The sequence below is a fragment of the Pseudoduganella sp. UC29_106 genome, from assembly GCF_044055365.1.
Taxonomy (GTDB): Bacteria; Pseudomonadota; Gammaproteobacteria; order Burkholderiales; family Burkholderiaceae_D; genus Rugamonas.
In genome coordinates, this window is record NZ_CP171977.1 from 7,020,326 (window position 1) to 7,041,060 (window position 20,735).

Annotated in this window: 25 protein-coding genes, 1 tRNA gene and 3 pseudogenes; 17 read left to right on the forward strand and 12 right to left on the reverse strand. The window is 62.9% G+C overall.

Annotated features, from left to right (window positions below; translation table 11 throughout):
- Positions 1-93 precede the first annotated feature (93 nt).
- From ACHMW6_RS34865 to ACHMW6_RS34880, 4 genes are read left to right on the forward strand one after another with little or no spacing between them, the layout of a single operon-like run.
- Positions 94-1,026, forward strand: a complete 933-nt coding sequence (locus ACHMW6_RS34865; RefSeq protein WP_395404141.1) for a hypothetical protein — start codon at positions 94-96, stop codon at positions 1,024-1,026.
- A 5-nt stretch (positions 1,027-1,031) separates the two neighbouring features.
- Positions 1,032-1,814, forward strand: a complete 783-nt coding sequence (locus ACHMW6_RS34870; RefSeq protein WP_395404143.1) for a DUF2491 family protein — start codon at positions 1,032-1,034, stop codon at positions 1,812-1,814.
- Positions 1,815-1,852: 38 nt separating this feature from the next.
- Positions 1,853-2,614: a hypothetical protein gene (locus ACHMW6_RS34875; RefSeq protein ID WP_395404144.1), complete on the forward strand. Its 762-nt coding sequence runs from the start codon at positions 1,853-1,855 to the stop codon at positions 2,612-2,614.
- A 56-nt stretch (positions 2,615-2,670) separates the two neighbouring features.
- Entirely contained in the window at positions 2,671-2,946 is a 276-nt protein-coding gene (locus tag ACHMW6_RS34880) for a DUF493 family protein (RefSeq protein WP_395404146.1), read from the forward strand.
- 59 nt (positions 2,947-3,005) lie between these two features.
- Here the strand turns inward: ACHMW6_RS34880 and ACHMW6_RS34885 are convergent, their stop codons facing one another.
- From ACHMW6_RS34885 to gcvA, 3 genes are all read right to left on the reverse strand, one after another.
- Positions 3,006-3,236, reverse strand: a complete 231-nt coding sequence (locus tag ACHMW6_RS34885) for a hypothetical protein (protein ID WP_395404148.1) — start codon at positions 3,234-3,236, stop codon at positions 3,006-3,008.
- On the reverse strand, positions 3,163-3,495 hold the full coding sequence (locus ACHMW6_RS34890) for a hypothetical protein (RefSeq protein ID WP_395404150.1): 333 nt from the start codon (positions 3,493-3,495) through the stop codon (positions 3,163-3,165). The genes ACHMW6_RS34885 and ACHMW6_RS34890 overlap by 74 nt, the downstream gene beginning before the upstream one ends.
- A gap of 361 nt (positions 3,496-3,856) precedes the next feature.
- Complete coding sequence (gene gcvA / locus ACHMW6_RS34895; RefSeq protein ID WP_395404152.1) at positions 3,857-4,756, reverse strand: transcriptional regulator GcvA; 900 nt, start codon at positions 4,754-4,756, stop codon at positions 3,857-3,859.
- A gap of 99 nt (positions 4,757-4,855) precedes the next feature.
- On the opposite strand from gcvA, the gene yfcF reads away from it, so the two are divergent.
- The 3 genes from yfcF (at position 4,856) to lipA (ending at position 7,282) form a co-directional block, all read left to right on the forward strand.
- Positions 4,856-5,485, forward strand: coding sequence for a glutathione transferase (yfcF, locus tag ACHMW6_RS34900; RefSeq protein WP_395404154.1), 630 nt, complete (start codon positions 4,856-4,858; stop codon positions 5,483-5,485).
- Between the two features lie 147 nt (positions 5,486-5,632).
- A complete protein-coding gene (lipB, locus tag ACHMW6_RS34905) occupies positions 5,633-6,301 on the forward strand; it encodes a lipoyl(octanoyl) transferase LipB (protein WP_395404155.1) in 669 nt (222 codons plus the stop codon).
- Between the two features lie 24 nt (positions 6,302-6,325).
- Entirely contained in the window at positions 6,326-7,282 is a 957-nt protein-coding gene (gene lipA, locus ACHMW6_RS34910; protein ID WP_395404157.1) for a lipoyl synthase, read from the forward strand.
- Positions 7,283-7,286: 4 nt separating this feature from the next.
- On the opposite strand, the gene ACHMW6_RS34915 is transcribed toward lipA, so the two are convergent.
- Complete coding sequence (locus ACHMW6_RS34915) at positions 7,287-8,201, reverse strand: LysR substrate-binding domain-containing protein (RefSeq protein WP_395404159.1); 915 nt, start codon at positions 8,199-8,201, stop codon at positions 7,287-7,289.
- A 330-nt stretch (positions 8,202-8,531) separates the two neighbouring features.
- Here ACHMW6_RS34915 and ACHMW6_RS34920 point away from each other — a divergent pair, with 330 nt between their 5' ends.
- Positions 8,532-8,891, forward strand: coding sequence for a response regulator transcription factor (locus tag ACHMW6_RS34920; RefSeq protein ID WP_395404161.1), 360 nt, complete (start codon positions 8,532-8,534; stop codon positions 8,889-8,891).
- A gap of 8 nt (positions 8,892-8,899) precedes the next feature.
- Here ACHMW6_RS34920 and ACHMW6_RS34925 read toward each other — a convergent pair whose 3' ends face one another.
- Entirely contained in the window at positions 8,900-9,154 is a 255-nt protein-coding gene (locus ACHMW6_RS34925; protein WP_395404163.1) for a DUF6966 domain-containing protein, read from the reverse strand.
- A 194-nt stretch (positions 9,155-9,348) separates the two neighbouring features.
- On the opposite strand from ACHMW6_RS34925, the gene ACHMW6_RS34930 reads away from it, so the two are divergent.
- From ACHMW6_RS34930 to ACHMW6_RS34950, 5 genes and pseudogenes are all read left to right on the forward strand, one after another.
- A complete protein-coding gene (locus ACHMW6_RS34930) occupies positions 9,349-9,771 on the forward strand; it encodes a PaaI family thioesterase (RefSeq protein WP_395404165.1) in 423 nt (140 codons plus the stop codon).
- Complete coding sequence (locus tag ACHMW6_RS34935; protein ID WP_395404167.1) at positions 9,768-10,436, forward strand: uracil-DNA glycosylase; 669 nt, start codon at positions 9,768-9,770, stop codon at positions 10,434-10,436. The genes ACHMW6_RS34930 and ACHMW6_RS34935 overlap by 4 nt, the downstream gene beginning before the upstream one ends.
- Positions 10,436-10,690 (forward strand): annotated as a pseudogene (locus tag ACHMW6_RS34940) (group 1 truncated hemoglobin); the annotation flags it as partial. The gene ACHMW6_RS34935 and the pseudogene ACHMW6_RS34940, both read left to right, overlap by 1 nt.
- 294 nt (positions 10,691-10,984) lie before the next feature.
- Entirely contained in the window at positions 10,985-11,794 is an 810-nt protein-coding gene (locus tag ACHMW6_RS34945) for a DUF3034 family protein (RefSeq protein ID WP_395408788.1), read from the forward strand.
- A pseudogene (locus ACHMW6_RS34950) lies at positions 11,794-12,356 on the forward strand (dihydrofolate reductase family protein). Before ACHMW6_RS34945 ends, ACHMW6_RS34950 begins: the two are co-directional and overlap by 1 nt.
- Positions 12,357-12,434: 78 nt before the next feature.
- Here ACHMW6_RS34950 and ACHMW6_RS34955 read toward each other — a convergent pair.
- The 5 genes and pseudogenes from ACHMW6_RS34955 to ACHMW6_RS34975 all read right to left on the reverse strand — a co-directional run bounded on the left by ACHMW6_RS34955 (position 12,435) and on the right by ACHMW6_RS34975 (position 15,902).
- Positions 12,435-12,954: pseudogene (locus ACHMW6_RS34955) on the reverse strand (peroxiredoxin family protein).
- Positions 12,955-12,973: 19 nt separating this feature from the next.
- Positions 12,974-13,612, reverse strand: coding sequence for a BON domain-containing protein (locus ACHMW6_RS34960; protein ID WP_395404169.1), 639 nt, complete (start codon positions 13,610-13,612; stop codon positions 12,974-12,976).
- Complete coding sequence (locus tag ACHMW6_RS34965) at positions 13,605-14,201, reverse strand: phosphoheptose isomerase (RefSeq protein WP_395404171.1); 597 nt, start codon at positions 14,199-14,201, stop codon at positions 13,605-13,607. The genes ACHMW6_RS34960 and ACHMW6_RS34965 overlap by 8 nt, the downstream gene beginning before the upstream one ends.
- 58 nt (positions 14,202-14,259) lie before the next feature.
- Entirely contained in the window at positions 14,260-14,613 is a 354-nt protein-coding gene (locus ACHMW6_RS34970) for a YraN family protein (RefSeq protein WP_395404173.1), read from the reverse strand.
- Entirely contained in the window at positions 14,610-15,902 is a 1,293-nt protein-coding gene (locus ACHMW6_RS34975) for a penicillin-binding protein activator (protein ID WP_395404175.1), read from the reverse strand. The genes ACHMW6_RS34970 and ACHMW6_RS34975 overlap by 4 nt, the downstream gene beginning before the upstream one ends.
- Positions 15,903-15,912: 10 nt before the next feature.
- Between ACHMW6_RS34975 and rsmI the strand changes: the two genes are divergently transcribed.
- Positions 15,913-16,818, forward strand: a complete 906-nt coding sequence (rsmI, locus tag ACHMW6_RS34980; RefSeq protein ID WP_395404177.1) for a 16S rRNA (cytidine(1402)-2'-O)-methyltransferase — start codon at positions 15,913-15,915, stop codon at positions 16,816-16,818.
- Here the strand turns inward: rsmI and ACHMW6_RS34985 are convergent, their stop codons facing one another.
- Entirely contained in the window at positions 16,819-17,442 is a 624-nt protein-coding gene (locus ACHMW6_RS34985; RefSeq protein WP_395404179.1) for a hypothetical protein, read from the reverse strand.
- A gap of 104 nt (positions 17,443-17,546) precedes the next feature.
- Here ACHMW6_RS34985 and ACHMW6_RS34990 point away from each other — a divergent pair.
- The 3 genes from ACHMW6_RS34990 (at position 17,547) to ACHMW6_RS35000 (ending at position 19,821) form a co-directional block, all read left to right on the forward strand.
- Positions 17,547-17,623 (forward strand) — tRNA-Pro (locus ACHMW6_RS34990).
- Between the two features lie 249 nt (positions 17,624-17,872).
- The gene (locus tag ACHMW6_RS34995) at positions 17,873-19,078 is read left to right on the forward strand and encodes a sensor histidine kinase (protein ID WP_395404181.1); all 1,206 of its coding nucleotides are present in this window, start codon (positions 17,873-17,875) and stop codon (positions 19,076-19,078) included.
- A 2-nt stretch (positions 19,079-19,080) separates the two neighbouring features.
- Entirely contained in the window at positions 19,081-19,821 is a 741-nt protein-coding gene (locus ACHMW6_RS35000; protein ID WP_395404183.1) for a LytR/AlgR family response regulator transcription factor, read from the forward strand.
- A gap of 3 nt (positions 19,822-19,824) precedes the next feature.
- Here the strand turns inward: ACHMW6_RS35000 and ACHMW6_RS35005 are convergent, their stop codons facing one another.
- A complete protein-coding gene (locus tag ACHMW6_RS35005) occupies positions 19,825-20,733 on the reverse strand; it encodes a hydroxymethylglutaryl-CoA lyase (protein WP_395404185.1) in 909 nt (302 codons plus the stop codon).
- Between the last annotated feature and the right edge of the window lie 2 nt (positions 20,734-20,735).

Below are 20,735 nucleotides of genomic sequence, written 5' to 3' on the forward strand. Positions count from 1 at the left end.
TGAAGCGGGCCTTTTATTACCGATGAAATTGTATTAAGTCCCAGATATTCTGACTTTCATCGAAAGCTTTATCAACCAACAACGGTGGAGACCATGAATTCGCGTTTTCGCAATGCCGTCGTTTTTGCGCTGCTGCTGCCGTTTGCCACGATGGCCGTGGCGGAAGCGCGGCCCGGCGGTTCATCGTTCCGGGGCGGTTTTTCGTCGCATAAAAGCAGCGTGACGAGGTCCGCGCCGGCGCCTGCGCCCAAGCAGCCTTCGTTTGGCAGCTTTGGCTCGCGCCGGCCGGATGCAGCGCCTGCCCGCCCGTCGTCCCCCGCCTCAGCCCCCGACGCGGCGCGCGGCGGCTCCGCGATGTCGCGCGACCTTGACCGCAGCGCGGCGCAGGATCGGGCGGTCCGCAACTGGGAATCGCGCCGCGACGCTTCCTCCGCCTCCAACACGCCGCCACTGCCGCCGCTGAACCCCGTCCTCCCCGGCGGCGCTTCCTCGGCCCGCAGCGCTTCGGCCGGCGCTGCCGATACACGCGTGGCTGGCAACGGCGCCACGTCCGGCGGCTATAGCCAGCCTGGCCCGGCGCCGGTCGTAATCCGCGAGCGCAGCGGCAGCAATGCCTGGCTGTGGGGCATTGGCGGCTACCTGCTGGGCAGCCACGCCATGTCGCACGCCAAGGATGCGCCGCCTGCGCCAAACACTGACGCCAACCCCGCCGGTGCCGCATCGAGCGCCGCCGGCGGGACCGCGCAGCCTGCCGAGACCGGGACCGGCGCCGACGCAGCGCCCAAGTCCGACCTGGACGCACTGACCGCATCGGCATCGCGGGCAGCTGAAACCGCGGCAGCTGGCAGCGTTCAGGCAACCGAACCATCGCGCACCCCGGCTGTCGAAGCCCAAAAGGAGCGCAGCGCGGTCCGCACGATGACTTGGGCGCTGCTGATATTCGGCTTCGCCTGGCTGCTGTGGATCGGCTGGCGTCACGCCAAAGCAGGCAAAAAGAACGCTAACTATTCATTTGAAAGGAACTGATCGCCATGGGCTGGAAGAACGCAATCGACTACCTGCGCAGCGCCACGCGCCGCGGCACCGAGTCCGAGCCGCGTCAGGACGAAGGTCTGCCGCTGCAGGCCCGGATCGGCAGCCTGGTCAGCCTGCAACTGTCGCCGTTGCTGCGCGCCGGCGCCGAAGGCTCGCTGATCGTCCTGCCGGAGGAAGAAGACACGCGCATCCTCGCCATTTCCCAGCTGAAGCTGTCGATGGCAGGCCGCGTCTACCGCTACTACCTGGCGACCGGCGACAACGACAGCGAAGAAAAGTTCCTGCAGCTGTACGTCGACGAACAGGGTGAAGTGAAGGAAATCCTGTACTGCACCCAGCTGGTGCGCGTCACGCCCGAAACGGTGGATGACCAGGATGCCTACACCGGCGCCAACGGCCACGGCCTGGGCGACCGCAACTACTCCTTGTGGCGCGGCCAGCTGGAGGAAATCGGCGTCGATGCAGCGGCGATCGAGACCGCGTTCGGCGCAGAAGAGGCCATTGACTACCGGCGCGATGCCGGCGATCCGGAGGCGGAATTCATCCCGCCCTACAGCGGCACCGAAACCCGCCTGGACGACGCGGCCGGCATGCTGGGCCTGAAGCAGCAGCTGTACTTCATGCCCTACGTGCGCACGCTGCGCGACGGCGGACAGGAATTTTTGCTGGTCACGACGGAAGTACTGCAGAGCGTGAACGGCGATGCAAGAAAACGCGGCATTCATGTTGATTTCGTCGTCGGAATCCGCGTCGAGCAGGAACGGCTGGTCATCCAGTGACCGCCGCAATAACACATCACCCACTGAAAGGAATGAAGATGAGCAACTCGAATGGCTGGGCACTGACCGCACGACTGATTTCCAAGCATTTCGGCGCGCTGGGCGACCGCGTGTCCGAGGCCATTGCCAGCTTTGACCCTGAAACCGCGACCGAGGCCGACCGCGACCGCCTGGCCGATACCCTGCGCAGCGCCGCGCAAAAGCTGGCCGCCGCCCGCTCCGCCTTCAACAAGGAACGCGACGATGTGGTCCGCCTGCGCGAACTGATCGCCACCGACGAGAAAGCGGCCGAAACCCTGGGCGAGCGCCTGGCGTCCGGCAAGATCTCGGAAGCGACCATCAACCTGTTCTGCGACGAGCTGGAGGCCAACAGGAACCGCCTGCCGCAGGAAATCCAGGAGGAAGCGGATGCGCAGGCTTACATGGACGAGCTGCAGAAAATCGTCGACGCCCTGTCCCAGCAACTGGCCGACTTCGATTCCGCCGCCAAGAAGGCGCGCCAGGCGCTGGCCGCCGCCAAGGCCCAGCGCGACCTGCAGGACGTGCGCGCCGAACGCCAAGAGCAGCTGGCCAGCCTGTCCGGCATGCGCGGCAACACCAGCGCGCTGAATGCGCTGACCAGGCGAGCGCAGAAGATCGCCAACGAAGCGGAGGGCATGAAGATCGTGTCCGACATCGGCCAGCGCCCCTACGACCAGGCTGCCGAGATCGAGGCCATCCGCAAATCGGTGACCCAGCCGGACAGCGGCAATGAGTCCGCCCTGGAGCGATTGAAGCGCCTGTCGGCCAAGGCTGCCTAAGCTAAAATACGGGCTGGCGCGTGCTGTGCGCGTCAGCCTTTATTTTTGGAATGATTATGAAAGCGATCCCGCCCTCCGAGTCCCTCATCGAATACCCGAGCGACTTCCCGATCAAGGTGATGGGCCCGACTCACGACGCCTTTGCCCCCACCATCCTGGAAGTGGTGCTCAAGCACGACCCGACTTGCCACGAAGGCAAGATCGAATCCCGCCCCTCCGCCAAGGGCAATTTCACGGGCCTGACCGTGATCGTGCGCGCCATCAGCCGCGAACAGCTGGACGCGCTGTACACCGAGCTGTCCGGTCACCCGATGGTAAAAATCGTCATGTAATGAAGAGGGCGCCCGGCGGCTGGCGGGGAGTTTTCCCGGCGCCGGGCGCCCTGTCGAATTCAGCAGAAAACTTCGTATTCTGTGATATTGCCGTTGCTGTCCTTGAGGCAGAGGCGCTTCCCTGCGTCGTGCTGGGCAATGATGCTCTCGTAGAGCCGCAGAGCATTCTTCATTACCTCGGCATAGGAAGCGGCTTCCGTTTTATCCTTTAGTGCGTTAAGCCTTTCGAACGACTTCTCCGCCAGCTCCAGCTGAACGCGCGTCGTGGCTTTTGTCGCCTTCTTTTCCATCACTTTTATCCTTCAATTGCTCGAACAACCCGACAATCGTATCGAGAATCTTGTCGAACGGTTCCATGTTGCCAGTCTGGGCGCCGTAGAACCCGAACGCAGCAACCAGCATAAAAACTGCTGCCACGGCGACTTTTCGCCAATCAGCCCATAGACCAGGCTTCTTTTCCTTCTCTTCGGAGGTAATCGTTACCTCTACTTTCACCTGCAACTTTTGCTTTGGATCGAAATCCTGGCCTACTTTCACTTCGTACTTCATTTGGGCATGTCCTTTTAAAGGACGGTACAGAAGCCCTGCCTTCCCTCCACTTACTGCAACCTTGCGACTGATTTCTGTAGTCGTCTTGCTTGTTTTACTGCACGCATACGTAACGAATTGGGGCGGCGTGCCGCAAGGTCAGTGGTGATCGAACGAAGCGGGGGCCACCCGCGTCCGCAGTCGATCTCGCTGTAAGTCTTTGTTGTTGCTAGCCATAGTTCTTGAGATAGTTCTAAAAAGAGCGTCGCCGTCTGTTGCCTGGCGCCACCAAAACGCACCGGAATGGATGCGTAACTTCAATGTAGTCCATGCCGAGGGAAATGCAATCACCAAATCATCAAATTTTGATGATCGTGAGGGATCAGGCGGGTGGCTGGGCGTTGGCGATCTCAGCCTTCAGCCAGTCGCGGAAGGCGCGCACCTGCGGCTTGCCGTAGGCGCCGGGCGGGCTGACGAGGTAGTAATCCTCGGCGCAGGGGCAGGTAATGCCGAACAGGCGGATCAGATGGCCGGAAGCGATCTCCTGCATGGCCACCACATGGCGCACCAGGGCCACGCCGTCGCCGTCCACGCAGGAGCGGATCAGCATGGACAAATCCTCGAACATCACGCCGCCGGCCGGCTCCGCCAGCGCCAGGCCAGCCGCCTTGAACCACGGCGCCCAAGGCTCATTCGATCGCAGCAGCACGGCGTCGGCTAGGTCGCGGGGCTCGACCGGCAGCGGGCCGTGGCGATAGTTGGGACTCACTACGGGATAGTAGATCTCGCCCATCAGCCGCTCGGAAACGAGGCCGGGATAGCGCCCCTGGCCGAAGCGGATGCCCACGTCGATGTTCTCCTTGACCAGGTCCTGCAGCTGGCTGCTCGCCTGCAGGATCACTTCGATGTCCGGGTGCTGGTCGATGAAAGAACCAAGCCGGGGCGCCAGCCAGCGCGCGGCGAAGGATGGGATGGCGGTTACGCTGAGGCGCTGGATGGCATCCTGCGATGGGCGCAGCGCCTGGGCGGCGCGCGCAATATCGTCCGCCGCGCGCGCGATCGCTTCGGCGAAACGCTTGCCTTCCGGCGTTACGCGCACTTGGCGGCCGTTGCGGATAAAGAGCGACACGCCCAGCTCTTCCTCCAGCGCCCTGACCTGATGGCTGATGGCGCCGTGCGTCAGGCAAAGTTCTTCCGCCGCGCGCGAGAAGTTCTCATGGCGGGCCGCGGCCTCGAAGGCGCGCAGGGCGGAGAAGTTCGGCAGGCGCGGCAGCTCGCTCATTTGTGAGAAAAATTAACAAGTACAACGAAAATATATCGTTATGGCAAGCGCCATTCAAGACCTACTATGTGAATAAATCTACACTAGCTGGAGTTAGCCGTGAGCCTCAAACTGTACGTCGATGCCGAATTCACCAGCCCTTATGCGCTGTCGTCTTTCGTCGCCCTGCGCGAGAAGGGCCTGGAGTTCGAACTGGAAACCGTGGACCTTGAAGCCGGCAAGAACAAGGAGTTGAGCTATACCGGTAAGGCGCTTACCGGCCGCGTGCCCTGCCTGGTGCACAACGACTTCATGCTGACGGAGTCCAGCGCCATCGATGAATATCTGGACGAGATGTTCCCGGCGCCTGAATACCGGGCCCTCTACCCCGTGCTGCCGCAAAAGCGCGCCATCGCGCGCCAGATCCAGGCGTGGATCCGCAGCGATCTGATGGCCTTGCGCGAGGAACGCAGCACGTACACGGTGTTTTACCGCCGGGCAGACAAACCCTTATCTGGCGAGGCGCAGGCGGCAGCGGACAAGCTGATTCGCCTGGCCGAGCAGGTGATCGACGGGCAATTCCTTTTCGGACGCTGGTGTATCGCCGATACCGACCTGGCCGTCATGCTCAGCCGGCTGGTGATGAATGGGGATCCGGTGCCGCAGAAGCTGAAGGATTATGTGGCGCAACAGTGGCAGAGGGATTCTTTGCAGGATTGGCTGAAGAATATCAATTTGCAGGCGGCGTGATCAGAACCCAGGGCAGAAGCAGGTGTCAGGCACGATGTGCCTGACACCAGGTTTGCGCCTCGGGTTCAAGGAAACTGCTCAGTCATTAAGCAGAAGCCCACCGCCCAAAGTATAATGGCGGGGCTATTTCAACAACGAAATGTCCTGATGTCGATCAAGCCGGCGGTGATCCGCCACCTCGGCCACGCCGAATACGAGCCCACGTTTGCCGCCATGCGCACCTTTACCGATGCGCGCGAGGCGGACACGCCCGACGAACTGTGGATCGTCGAGCACCCGCCCGTGTTCACGCTGGGCCTGGGCGCGGACCGCGGCCACCTGCTGGCCGGCGCCACGCAAATCCCCGTTGTGCAGACCGACCGCGGCGGCGAGGTCACCTACCACGGCCCCGGCCAGGTGGTGATCTACCTGATGATGGACTTGCGCCGCCACAAGCCGGGCGGCAAGCTCTACGCCCGCCAGTTTGTGCACAAGATCGAACAGGCCATTATCAATGTGCTGGCGGCGTATAATCTCGCCGGCGAGCGCGTGGAAGGCGCGCCCGGCATTTACATCGCTGAAGGGCCCAAGAAGGGCGCCAAGATTGCCGCCCTCGGCCTGAAAGTGCGCGGCAATGGCTGCACCTACCATGGCGTGTCGCTGAACGTGGGGATGGACCTGTCCCCCTTCACCTGGATTAATCCCTGCGGCTATGCCGGCCTGGAAACGGTCGACATGCGCAGCATGGGCGTGGAAGCCCCCCTGGCCGATGTACAGCAAGCGCTGGCTGAAGAGCTGGTGCGCCTGCTGGAAGTTGCCGAACCCGAATTTACCTGAGAAGCCCGTGAGGGCAAGCAGCTTATGACCTATAACCCGAGTGACAAGCAAAAAGGCGCCGACAAGACTTCGCGCATCCCCATCAAGATCGTGCCGATCGAGCAGGTGGAGCGCCTGAAGAAGCCGGAATGGATTCGCGTCAAGGCTGCTTCGGCATCGTCTCGTTTCTATGAAATCAAGGACATCCTGCGCGAGAACAAGCTGGTCACCGTGTGCGAGGAAGCAAGCTGCCCGAACATCGGCGAGTGCTTCGGCAAGGGCACCGCAACCTTCATGATCATGGGCGACAAGTGCACCCGCCGCTGCCCGTTCTGCGACGTGGGCCATGGCCGTCCGGACCCGCTGGATGTGGATGAGCCGAAAAACCTGGCCAACACTATCGCCAAGCTGCGCCTGAGCTATGTCGTGATCACCTCGGTGGACCGCGACGACCTGCGCGACGGCGGCGCCGCCCACTTCGTCGAGTGCATCACCCAGACCAAGGAACTGTCGCCGAAAACCCAGATCGAAGTGCTGGTGCCCGACTTCCGCGGCCGCCTGGAAAAGGCGCTGGACATTTTCGCCGGCGGCCTGCCGGACGTGATGAACCACAACCTGGAAACCGTGCCGCGCCTGTACAAGGAAGCACGCCCGGGCGCCGACTACCTGCACTCGCTGAAGCTGCTGAAGGACTTCAAGAAGCTGTACCCGCACGTGAAGACCAAGTCGGGCCTGATGGTCGGCCTGGGCGAGACCGACGAGGAAATCCTGCAGGTGATGCGCGATATGCGCGAGCACGACATCGACATGCTGACCATCGGCCAGTATCTCGCGCCATCCAACAGCCACCTGCCGGTGCGCCGCTACGTGCATCCGGACACCTTCAAGATGTTCGAGGAAGAGGCGTACAAGATGGGCTTCGGCCACGCGGCCGTGGGCGCCATGGTGCGCTCCTCCTATCACGCCGACGTGCAGGCCCACAACCTGCTCGAGCAGGCCTGATCTCCTAAGGGCTGAAGCAAACCGCTGCCTCTTCCTGGACCCGCTCCAGGAAGTCCAGCACCAGGCGCCGGGTTTCTCCCGCGCGCCAGAAGATGTGCCAGGCCACCGGGTCGAGTCCCGCCAGCGGGACCGACCGCAGCCCCGGCATTTCCGTGTATTGCACGAATCCCGCCAGCATCATGCAGCCCAGGCCGCTCTGCGCCATTTGCAGGCCGGCCTGGACCTGCGAGGTTTCGTAGACGATGTGGGGGCACACGCCCGCGCGCTGCCACTCCAGTTGAATCCAGTCGTAGAGCGAAGGGTGCAGGTCGCGCGCGTGCATGATGAGGCGCTGGCCACACAAGTCCTTCAAGGACAGCCGTTCTGCCTGGGCCAAGGGGTGGCCGTCATGCATCAGCACGCGCCAGCCTGCGCTGAGCAGCGATTGCGAGCGCACCGATCCATCCGCAGGAACCAGGCCAATCAGGTCGCGGTTGGCACAGCCGAAGCCGATGTCGATCTGCGCCCGTTGCAGAGCGGCAATCTGCATATCGGCATTGATGTCATGCCTTATGAGCTTCAGTTCGGGATAGCATGGCTGCAGGCGCGCCAGGGCGCCCGGCAACACCCCCACATTGGCGTACTCCACCAGGCCGATCGACAGCCGGAAGTCGTCCAGCCCGCCGGCCTCGCGTGCGCGCCGGGTGGTTTCTTCGAGTAACTGGAAGATCTGGTGCGTTCCGTCGCGCAGTACTTCTCCGGCACTGGTCAGCGTGACTTTACGATGGTCGCGCAGCAGCAGTTTGACTCCAAGCGACTCCTCCAGCCGGGCGATCTGCTGGCTCAGGGCCGGCTGCGTGATACAGGACAGTTCTGCGGCGCGGCCGAAATGCAGCTCCTGCGCAAGTGTCGAAAAAATATTTATAAGCCCGCAAATCACGCGCCTGCATAGAACCAATCCCCAGCCATAAGCTCCGCCTTATCGCAGGCGGCTGCATTTCTAATTGGCCGATTATAGGGTTCCCATCAGATACTTGCGGCATGAAACCAACTATTAACTCCCGCCGCGTTGTAGCGGCGCATCGCGAGCCGATACTTAACGCGGGCATTGCGGAAATCCTCAGGCAATATCCGGACCTCGACGTCGCTCTGGCGGAGAGCGCCGGCCACTGTGCCGGCGCGGCATCGGTCGTCACCGACTGCCAGACTGCCGTGGCGGGCGCCCTCGCGCTGCCCGTGCTGATCGTGGATGCGTGGCCGAATCGAGCGCATGCTGCTTACCGTGCGCGCGGCCGGAATCAAAAATTACGTGTTACAGGAAGCCAACGCGGCGGAATTGCATGCGGCGGTGAGCCAGCTGCTGGGTGGAGGCAACTATTTCAGCCCTGCCTTATATGCACTATTGTTGCAAATGCATGCACTCGAGCGTCCAACCCGGCGCGAAAGCGAGGTGCTGGCGCTGCTTGCGAAGGGCTATTGCAACAAACGAATAGCCCAGCGGTTAGGCATTCAGCAGGGCACCGTGAAAGCCCATATGCAGTCGTTGATGGGCAAGCTGGGCGCGTGTTCGCGAACCGAGGCGCTGGCGCTGGCTTACCAGCGCGGCATCGTCGAAATTGAGGCGGCGTAAAGCGATGCTTACTGCTGGGGAGCGCCGTAGCACAGGGTGTACAGCTCGGTGCGCAGGGCGCTGAATTCCGGATCGATTTTCAGGTCGCTCATGGAGCCGGCGCCGCCGAAGTAGTGCAGGACTTCGCCTTTTGCTGCCGAGCAATCCATCACGCTCAGTGCGCGGGCACGGCCCAGCAGGCGCGCCCAGTCGGCCTGGCGATTGTCTTCCAGCAGGGTTTCCATGCGTTGCATGATGTTGGACAGCTGCTCTTTGTCGTTCATAGGTCGTTCTCCGTCGAGGCCCGCGCAGGGCCGTTAGTTTCGATGAATCCACCTTGTGAGCTTTGCCTGTCCGGCCCTCCCGCCTTTGTGAGGGGGAACGCATGCGGCATTGCATAAGCATACCCGTTTTTGTCTGACTCGACCTCCGGAAAATGAAAAGGTTGATATCATTCAATCTTTGCCCGGAGTGCTGCATGAACCCGCAATTCACCGCCGAATACGCCAACAAATTCGCCGAGGGCACGCTGCCCGCGCACCTGAATATCCGCATCACCGAAGTTGGCCCCGGCCTGGCCATGGCGGACATGGAAATCTCCAGCTTCCACCTCGCTCCGAACGGCTTCCTGCACGCCGGCAGCGTCGTGACCCTGGCGGACACCGCCTGCGGCCTGGCCTGCTACGCCAACCTGCCGGAAGGCGCCAGCAACTTCACCACCGTCGAGCTGAAGTCCAATCACCTGGGCACGGCGCGCGAAGGCGCGATCACCGTGGTGGCCAGGGCCGTGCACATGGGCCGCACCACCCAGGTGTGGGACGCCACCGTCACCGACAAATCGAGCGGCAAGACCATCGCCCTGTTCCGCTGCACCCAGATGATCTTGTACCCGAAGGCATGACGGTACGCATCGAAGCGTCGTGGAAGGAGCAGTTGCAGGCTGAGTTCGAGAAACCCTATTGGGGGAGCCTGGCCAGCTTCGTGCGGGCCGAATACGCGGCAGCCCAGTGCTGCCCGGCCGGCAGGAATATCTTCCGCGCCTTCGATCTCACGCCCTTCCCCGACGTGAAGGTTGTCATCCTTGGCCAGGACCCTTATCACACGCCGGGCGCTGCGATGGGTTTCTGCTTCTCGGTGCCGGAAGGTAACCGTCCCCAGCCCAGCCTGCAGAACATCTTCCAGGAAATCGGCAGCGACCTCGGCGTCGCGCGCTCGCAAACCGATTTGTCCGACTGGGCCGGGCAGGGCGTCTTCCTGCTGAACAGCGTGCTCACGGTGCGGGCGCGCGAAGCCGGCTCGCACGCCGGCAAGGGCTGGGAGACTTTTACCGACAGCGCGATCCGCTACCTGTCCGAGCAGCGCGAGCACCTCGTCTTCATCCTGTGGGGAAGTTATGCGATAGCGAAACGTGCGCTCATCGACCCCCGAAAGTACCTTATCATCACATCGCCGCACCCGTCGCCGTTCTCGGCGCACAAAGGCTTCTTCGGCAGCAAGCCCTTCTCGCGTGCGAACGATTTTTTAGCCGCGAAAGGCCACTCACCCATCGACTGGGGCGATAAATAATGGTCAAACTGGCCGCCTTTGGCGCCGGACTGCTCCTTGCCAGCTCGCTGGCGCGCGCACAGATTCCTTATACGGACGACAGCGTCTTTCTTGGTCTTGGCGGGCAGGAGGGCATCCACGATATCGTGGAGACCTTCATGCCCATAGTGCTGTCGGACCCTCGCATCAAGGATTTCTTTTCGGGTATCGATATCGAGCAATTGAAGGTGCGGCTGGGCGAGCAGTTTTGCGAGGTGTCCGGCGGCCCCTGCCAGTTCAGGGGCAAGTACAAGATCCGCGATATGCAGTCGATCGAGAAGGATGTTGTATGCGAGACGCCCGAAGGGCCCTGCAAATACGTGGGCGCCTACAAGGACCGCGATATGCACACGGTCCACGAGGACCTGAAGCTCAAGGATTTTCACTTCAATGCGCTGGCCGAGGATTTGCAGATTGCGATGGAACGCAATCACGTGCCGACCAGCGTGTCCAACAAGCTGATCGCCAGGCTGGCGCCGTTGCGGCGCGAAATCGTCACTTCGAATGCGCCGGCCGAACGCTGGCCGGAAATGGGCAAGTTCATCGCCACCGGTGGCGTGTCGCAGGTGGAGGGCGCGGGTGGCGGCGGCATCGTGCCGTGGGCGCTGATCACCGGTTATGGCACGCGCGACAGCTGGGGCGCCAACGCCCACTACACTTATGTGAAGACGCAGGATTATTCGTTGAAGACTTATGGTGTTGCGGTTGGCCTGTACGATCGCGTCGAGCTGTCGCTGGCGCAGCAGCAGTTCGAAGGCGCACTCGCGCCGCTGGACCAGCTGAACATCAAGCAGGATATCTTCGGCGTCAAGGTGCGCGTGGCGGGCGATGCCGTCTACGCCCAGGATTCATGGCTGCCGCAGATCGCGGTGGGCGCCATGTACAAGAAGAACAAGGGTATCGGCGGACTGGGTGCGCTGGGCGTGACCAATGTGAAGCAGCTCGGCGCGAAGGATGACACAGGTTACGACTTCTATCTGTCCGCCACCAAGGTGCTGTTCGAACAGAGCCTGCTGCTGAACGGCACGCTGCGCTCGACGCGCGCCAACCAGATGGGCTTGCTCGGTTTCGGCGGCGACCTGCACGGCGGCCGGCGCATCCAGCCTGAAATCTCGGCAGCCTGGCTGTTGACCCGCCAACTGGCTGCTGGCGCTGAGTGGCGCCGCAAGCCGCACAACCTCGGCGTCGATAACGAAAAAAATTACTATGATGTGTTTGTGGCCTGGTTCCCCAGCCGTAACCTGTCCCTGACCGCCGCCTACGCGAACCTGGGCGACATCACGATCTTTAACCCAAAGACGCAAAAGGGCGTCTACTTTTCCGTCCAGGCGGGCTTCTGATGAAAACACAATTCTACGCAGCCTCCAGTCTCGACGGCTTTATCGCCACCGAAGACGATTCGCTGGACTGGCTGTTCTCGCTGGGTGCGCTGGAAGACTCCAGTTATCCATCTTTCATCGCCGAAGTCGGCGCGCTGGCCATGGGCTCTTCAACTTACGAGTGGATGCTCCGCAACGCCGACAAGGTTGCTGCCGAAGCCGGCTCGCCATGGCCCTATTCCCAGCCCTGCTGGGTCTTCACCAGCCGCGAGTTGCCTGCTATCCCAGGCGCCGACTTGCGCTTCGTGCGCGGCGATGTCCGCCCGTCCACGCTGCGATGTCGGCTGCCGCCGGCGGCAAGAACCTCTGGATCGTCGGCGGTGGCGACCTGGCCGGCCAGTTCTACGACGCCGGCCTGCTCGACGAGCTCATCATCCAGGTCGGCTCCATCACCCTCGGCGCCGGCAAACCGCTGTTCCCCCGCCGCCTTTCCGCCCCGATGACGCTGACCTCCGTCCAGCAATACGGTCCCGGCTTCGCCGAGCTGCGCTACCAGATCGCGTCGGTGGGTAAGCAGTCCTGATTTACTCAATCAGATCGCCGAGCCTGAATGGCTGGGGTGAACAGTTCAAACAAAAGGACGCCGCAGCGTCCTTTTTTGTTAGCCCTGCAGGGTCTTTTCCAGCAGCTTGTGCAGTTCGGCAAACTCGGGCTTGCCGACGTAGCGCTTGATGATCTTGCCGTCCTTGTCGATGACGAAGGTGGTGGGGGGTCATGTTCACGTCGCCATAGGCCTTGGCGGCCTCGCCGGTCACGTCCAGCGCGACCTTGAAGGGCAGCTGGCGGGTTTCGGTGAAGTTCACGACATAGTTCGGCGCGTCGTACTTCATCGCCACGGCCACGAATTCGAGGCCTTTCGACTTGTACTTGTTGTACGTGTCGACCATTTCCGGCATCTCCGCCACGCAAGTGGTGCAGGAGGTTGCCCAGAAGTTAATCATGACAACCTTGCCGCGCAGCGAAGCCGGCGTGATCTGCTCCCCCTTGAGGCCGACAAACGTCACTTCCGGCGCCGGGGTATGGTTGTTCAGAGAGGAATAGGCTGCAAAGCCGATCCCGGCGATTACAACAGCTGCAATCGCCGGCTTGATCCAGGCTTTGGAAGAAGTATTGGCATTCATGCCGATGATTATAGTCCGATCAGCCCTGGGCTTGCTGGGAGGCGGCCGGAGCGTTCTGGTAGGACTTCCACTCTTCCTCGGAGATGTACTCGTACACCTTCACGACCTTGTACACGCCGCTCACGCCGCGTGCAATTTCGGCCGCCTGGTTGCCCTCGCGCTGGGTCACGCGGCCCATCAGGTAGACATTGCCACGCTCGGTAATGACCTTGAAGGAGTTGGCCGAAATATCCTTGGCATCCACCAGGCTGGCCTTCACCTTGGTGGTGATCAGCACATCGTTGGAGCGGGAGGTATAGCTGGCCGGGCCGGCGATTTCCAGCTCGTTGACGATACCGATCACGCCTTCGATGCCCTTCACCTCGCGCTCGACGGCGGCCTTCATTTCCTCATCGCGCACTTCACCGGTCAGCAGGACCTTGCGGTTGAAGGCGTTCACATTCACGTGGCCGGCGTTGCCTGTCACATTGGGGATTTTCACCTCGGCCTTCACGACAATGGCCTTGTCTTCAGTCTGCGCGCCAAAAGTGCGGCGGTCGGCCGCAGCCAGCGTGCCGGACGCGGTGCCGGCAACGACCAGCGGGAAGCAGGCAGTCAGGCTACTCGCCAGCGTGGCGGCCAGGGCGACCGTCAACAGGGGGCGGGTTGCTTTATTCATTCACATCTCCTCCGAACAGGGCGACGTCGATGCCGTCGCAAATGCAGTGGATGGTTACCAGATGGACTTCCTGGATACGGGCGGTACGGTCAGCCGGCACGCAGATATGCACGTCGGCGTCGGTCAGCATCTTGCCAATGGCGCCGCCGCCTTTCCCGGTCAGCGCCACCACGCGCATTTCGCGCTCCAGCGCCGCTTCGATGGCCGCCATCACGTTGGCCGAATTGCCGGACGTGGAAATGGCCAGCAGTACGTCGCCGGCCTGGCCGAAGGCTTGCACCTGCTTCGAGAAGATCTCGCGGTAGCTGTAGTCGTTGGCCACGGCCGTCAGGATCGACGAGTCGGTGGTCAGGGCGATGGCCGGCAGCGGGAAGCGTTCGCGTTCGAAGCGCCCCACCAGCTCCGCAGCGAAGTGCTGCGAGTCCGCCGCGGAACCGCCATTGCCGCAGGCAAGGATCTTGTTGCCGTTGGACAGGGCGGAGAACATCAGTTCAATCGCCTGTGCAATCGGCTGTGCGAGCACGGTGGCGGACTGGATCTTGGTTTCGGCACTTTCGTGGAAGTGCTGGAGAATGCGTTGATTGTTCATAGTGTGCGTAATTATAGTGCAGCTGCCTGTGCCGCCGGACAAGCCTTGTTAAAAATGCTTACATTATTTCAAGTACATTGCGCAGCCAGCGCAGCTGGCCGTTCTCAATGGCGATGACGTCGAAACGGCAGGGCGGCACCTGATGATACCGCAGGAGATAGTACTGGGCAGCCCTCACGAGCCGCTTTTGCTTGGCCGGCGTGACGCTCCACAGCGCGCCGCCGAAGCGCGTGCTGGCGCGCTTGCGCACTTCCACGAAGACCAGCCCGGGTCCGTCGCGCATGATCAGGTCAAGTTCGCCCGCCTTGCAGAGAAAATTGCGTTCGACCAGCGCCAGGCCCTGAGCCTGCAGATAGGCCAGCGCCTCTTCTTCGCTGAGACGGCCCTCGACCTGCTGCGGGGTGCGGTTCACTGTGCCGCGGTGACGGGAGTCGGCACACCGTTGGTGTACACGGCCGGCATTTCGACGCGCTCGAAGTACGATGGGCCCTGGCCGAAATCAACAGTCAGCTGGCCGGTAACGCCGTCGAGGCGGAAGCGCTTGCCGGGGCGCAGGGCGATTTCGCGGGCGACGCGGAAGGCGTCGATGCCGAGGGCATAGAGACGTTCCATGTCCGCGCTCAGGCGCACTTCATCGCGCGGCTCGGGCTGGGGATACATCATCACGGCCGGATGGTCGCGCTGCAGCTGCCACGGCAGGTCCAGCAGGCGCACGCCATCCAGTTCGGGGCCGGGCTGCCACAGCGCACGGCCCGGGTTCAGGGAAGAGATGCCATACAGCGGAATATCGCCCAGCGGCGGTGCGTTCAATGCGACTTTCAGCTGGCGCGCCTGGTCCACGTCCAGCGCGGCAAACAACACGTCCGCCGGTTCGGATTGCAGGCGGGCGCGCAGGGCCACCAGTTCCGGGTCGCCCAGGTAGCCGCCGCTGGCGCTGAGTTCCAGGATCTTCACTGGAGCGCCGATGCGCTGCCATTGCGCGGCAAAGGCGTTCGCGCCGCGCTTCTGCCACGGCGACCCGGCGGACAGCACCAGCGCACGCGCATTCGGATGTTCCTGCGCCGCCCAGGTGGCAGCCTGGCGCGCCTCATCCTCGATCGACAGGCCGATGGAAATCATTTGCGGCGGCAACTGGACTTCGCCGCGCGTTTCAGGGTGGTTGAGGGCGATCGTCGGCTTGCTGACCAGCGGGCTGCCGGAGACCGCCGTCACGGCTGAGCGGGCCAAGGGGCCGACGATGATGTCATTCTGCTGCTGGGCGCTGGCGTAAGCGGACAGCACATCCTGCGCCGGATCGCCCGTTTCGACCAGGTTGATGGTGAGGCCGGCCTTGTCGCGTTCATAGGCGGCCATGAAGCCGGCGCGCAGGGCATCGGCGGCGCGGCCCAGGGTTTCGGAGCGCAGCGGCAGCAGCAGGGCGATGTTCACGCCGTCCTTGCCGGCCGGGTTGGCCTGGGCGGAGGCGCCGCTCATCTGTGCGCCGGGCATGGCGATGGCATAGGTTTGCACCTGGGTGGCGGGTTCGGGCGCCTTTTCCGGCGCGCGCTCAGGCAGGCGCACGGGCCTGGACGCGGCTGGCGTACTTGTCACCGACTCGATTGGCGCGCACAATCCGCCGGGCGTGCCGCAAGGCGTGCTGCAGGCGCTGACCAGTGCCGCGGCAGCGATGAGTAGTGCGATTTTTCCTTTTTTTGCCAGCATCCAACCCCCAATGACAGTTCACGAATCCAGCCCGCTTGCCGCCCTGCCCGTCCTTGGCGAGACCGCGCACCAGACATATCCTACGGCAACATTGTATGTAGTGGCTACGCCAATCGGCAATGTTACTGACATTAGTCTGAGGGCCCTGCACGTCTTGACTATTGTTGACGCCGTCGCCTGCGAGGACACGCGCAATACCGCCCAGCTGATGAACCGCTTCGGCATTTCCAAGCCGCTGGTGGCCGCGCACATGCATAACGAGCGCCAGGCGGCCGAGGCGCTGGTGGCGCGGCTGCAGGCGGGGGAACGGATTGCGCTGGTGTCCGATGCAGGGACGCCGGCCGTGTCCGATCCCGGCGCGCGCATCGTGGACGCAGTGCGCGCGGCCGGGCTGCGCGTGGTGCCGCTGCCGGGCGCGTCGGCGGCGGTGGCGGCGCTGTCGGCCTCCGGCCTGGTGAATGACCAGTTCCATTTTGTCGGCTTCCTGCCGTCCAAGGCGAAGCAGCGCGAGGGCGTGCTGCAGGGCTTGCGCAGCGTGGCCGCGACCATGGTGTTCTACGAGGCGCCGCACCGCATCGTCGAATGCGCGCAGGCGCTGGCGGACGTGTTCGAGCCCTCGCGCCAAGTGGTGTATGCGCGCGAGCTGACCAAGCTGTTCGAGGAAATCCACCGTTGCCCGCTGTCGGAAGCCGTGGCGTGGCTGAAGGCCGATGCGCACAGGGAAAAGGGCGAATTCGTGGTGCTGCTGGAAGGCGCGCCGGAATCGGCGGACGCCGGCGATGCGGAGGCCGAGCGTGTGCTGCGCATCCTGCTGGCGGAACTGCCGGTCAAGCAGGCGGCAACGCTGGCGGCGCAGATCACCGGGCAGAAGAAGAACGCCCTGTACGACCTGGCGTTGCAGATCAAGGGCGAGTGATCACCACTTGCAGCCGGAATCCTTCTTGTCCATCATCAGATAAAGGGGCGCCAGCAGGCCGCCGGGAATGCCGTCCTTGCAATTCGGACGGGCGGACTGCTTGATTTCCCGCCCCAGCTTCTGTTCTTTCGTTTCGCGGTAGCGCGGGCCGTTGCGCACCTGGGCATTCGGCGCGTCCGACTTCGGTTCGTCCAGATCGGAGGCGATGTCGCGGGCGGCGGCTTTGGCGGCGTCCGGGTCGAAGCGCGGCGCTGCGTCCGGCGCCGTCCCAGGAGGCGCCGGCTCGGCGCGTTCGGCTGGCCCGCTGATCGCATCCGGCGTGCGCCGTGGCGCCGGCGCATAAATCGCCTCCGGCGGCTTTTTCGGCCGCGCGGCCGGCCGCTCAGGACGCACCGCCAGGGGCCGTTCTGGCTCGCTTGCCGGCTTAGTCTCCGCCACCGGCTCCGGCGGCTTGGGCAGTAGCCGCACGGTGACCGGACGAGACCACCACGCTGGCGGCACGGTCGTAACAGGCGCAGGCGGCCGCAGCACGGTCAGCAACAGTGCGTGTATCAGGATGGAGGCCGCTACCCCGAAGGAAAAGCGCAAACCCGGGTGCGGCGCGCGGGCAGCGTCGATCGGCATGCTGCGAATATTCTCACATTGTCAGAAAAGCACAAGCGCTGCCGTGACATTTTTTCGGATCGGCCTTGACGAAGGCCGCGCGGGCCGGTATTATCTTGCTTCTTCGGAGTGTAGCGCAGCCCGGTAGCGCATCTGCTTTGGGAGCAGAGGGTCCAAGGTTCGAATCCTTGTACTCCGACCAATTTAAAACCCCGTTTGATGGCAACGTCAAACGGGGTTTTTCCGTTTTATCCCCGTTCGTTCCCAAATTCGCCCTCTTCGTCGCAACAGACGTTGGGGCTCCGGCAGATGGCTAGAATGGCTGCAGGTCCACTCATATTCCGCCTCCATCATGCTTGCTGAATTGCGATTCAACGTCAAAGCGGTCGAACACGACCGGCGGCTGGCCAGGCGTTACTTGTGCCAATCTGCCTTGCGCATGGGCGCCGGGATGCTGCTGATCACAGCAATCGCCGTCTACGTACCGATGATTGCCATCACCTGGCAACTGGGGCACGGTGCAAAAAGCCTTGGCGTACTGGTGACATGGCTGAACTTCTTCAATGTCGTGTTTACGCCCATCCTGCTGCCGGCGCTGCTAAGCATGGGCGATGCCGCGCGCACTCTTGCCGCCTGGCGCAATGCCGGTGTGGCGTTGACGCCCGAAATGATGTCGTCGCGGCCACGGCTGACGGTTCAATCTCCGCTCGACCCTATCAGCACGTTCGATCTGTGCGCCGAAACCCTGTCCGGGCTGGCGCTGGGCGCCGCGCTTGGCTACCGTGGACCGGCAGTGTTCTGGCACCAGCCATTCACTGGCCGTATCGTGCTGGGCCCCTGGCGGCCGCTCTGGCTGGGCCGCAGCGTTGAAGTGCGGGTGTCCGAGGACCTGGGCAAGCCCGTACAAGTGCACATCCGCCATCGCTTCGGCGTCGACTTCTTCCTGGTACAAAAGGGGAAGGCGTGGGAAACGGTGCAGACCATCGCGAGCCAGCTCGGCAAGCAGCTGGAGCAGCGCGACCGTGCCTTGAGAGCCGCGCGCCGCGAACGAGAACTGGAGCGCGCGGCCCTGCAGGCACGCCTGTCGGCACTGCAGGCACAGGTTGAGCCGCACTTCCTGTACAACACGCTCGCCGATCTGAAGCATCTGGTGCGAACCGACCCCGATGCCGCGCAACTGATGCTGGACCATCTGGTGGCCTATCTGCAGAACGCGCTGCCGGATATGCGCTCGGTGTCGTCCACGCTGGAACGCGAACTGGCGCTGGCGCGGGCCTACCTGTCCATCATGCAGATCCGCATGGGACATCGGCTGCGCTTCCGCATCGAAGTTGGCGAGGACCTTCTGGCCCAGCCCTTCCCGCCGGCGATGCTGATTTCGCTGGTGGAGAATGCGGCCAAGCATGGCCTGGAGCGCGCCAGCCGGCCGGGGGAGATTGTTATTGGCGCGGCCCTGAGCGGCGCCAGGCTGCGCGTGACGGTGCGTGATGACGGCGTGGGGCTGACCGAGCAAATGGGACAGGGCTTCGGCCTGTCCAATATCCAGGAGCGCCTGCAGCTGCTGTATGGCGAGCGTGCATCCTTGTCGGTGGAATCAGCACAGCCGAGCGGTGTCGAAGCCGCGCTGACCGTCCCGATTGACGCGAAACCGGAGTGACAATGCCCACCGCACTGATCGTAGAAGATGAACCCCTGCTGCGCGCCGAACTGGCTGACCAGCTGAAAGCCCTGTGGCCGGAGCTGGATATTGCCGGCCATGCGGAGAACGGCATTGAGGCTATCGCATTGCTGCAAGGCCTGCAGCCGGATATCGTGTTCCTGGATATCCAGATGCCCGGGCTGAACGGGCTGGAGGTGGCCAGGCATGTTCCCGAAACCAGCCAGATCGTGTTCGTAACGGCTTATGCGGACTACGCCATCCAGGCTTTCGATGCCGGCGCAGCAGATTATCTTGTGAAGCCGATTAACGCGGCGCGCCTGCTGCAAACCATCAAGCGGTTGAAGAGCCGCAGTCGCGCGGCGGCGCCGGTGCCGCACGATGTCTGGCAAAAGGTGTTCGGGCAGACCGGCGCGCCCGCTTATCTGAAATGGATCAAGGCTTCTGCCGGCAACACCGTGCGCCTGGTGATGGTCAACGACGTGCAGTACTTCCAGTCGGACGGAAAATATACGCGCGTCGTCACGCAATCGGCGGAGGCGCTGATACGCCTGCCGCTGAAAAACCTCGTCGAACAGCTCGACCCGAGCCAGTTCGCGCAAATCCACCGCGGCGCCATCGTCAACCTGCAGGCAATAGACCGCGTGGAGCGTGACGGCACGGCGATGGAAGTGCGCCTGAAAGGACGGACCGAAAAACTGTCCGTCAGCGAGGCTTACACCCGCCAGTTCCGCCAGATGTAGTGATCAACCGGCGCGCTTGGCGGCGATGGCGTTGCCGGCGCGGCTGACGCTCTTGCGGTTCAGGTGAGCGGAAATGAACAGGCCAGCGTCCACCACCTTGTCCAGGTCCACGCCCGTCTCGATGCCGAGGCCATTCAGCATATAAATCACATCTTCCGTCGCCACATTGCCGGTAGCGCCCTTGGCATATGGGCAGCCGCCCAGGCCGGACACGGAAGAATGGAAGATCGAAATCCCCAGCTCCAGCGAAGCATAGATATTGGCCAGCGCCTGGCCGTAGGTATCGTGGAAGTGACCGGACAGCCCGTCGAGACGGAACTCGCGGATGGCTGTCTCCATTACCGCCTGCGTCTTGCGCGGCGTGGATACGCCGATGGTGTCGGCAATATCGATTTCATCGCAGCCCAGGTCGCGCATGCGGCCCACGACATAAGCCACGGACTCCAGCGGCACCTCGCCCTGGTAAGGGCAGCCGAACGCCGTGCTGACGGAAGCGCGCAGTCGCAGCTTGTGTTCCTTGGCCGCCTTCGCCACAGGCGCGAAGCGCTCGATCGATTCCGCAATCGAACAATTGATATTCCGCTGCGAGAAAGCTTCGGACGCTGCACCGAAAATCACTACTTCATCCGCGCCGGCGGCCAGCGCCGCCTCGAAGCCCTGCATATTCGGGGTTAGCGCCGAATAGATCACGCCCGGCTTGCGGGTAATCCCGGCCATCACCTCTTTGGACGTGGCCATCTGCGGCACCCATTTCGGCGAAACGAAGGAAGCCGCCTCGATATTCGGGAAGCCCGCCTCGGTCAGGCGGTTCACCAGCTCGATCTTCACATCGGCCGGTACTTCGCCCTTCTCATTCTGCAGCCCGTCGCGTGGGCCGACTTCAACAATCTTGACCTTCTTCGGCAAACTCATAA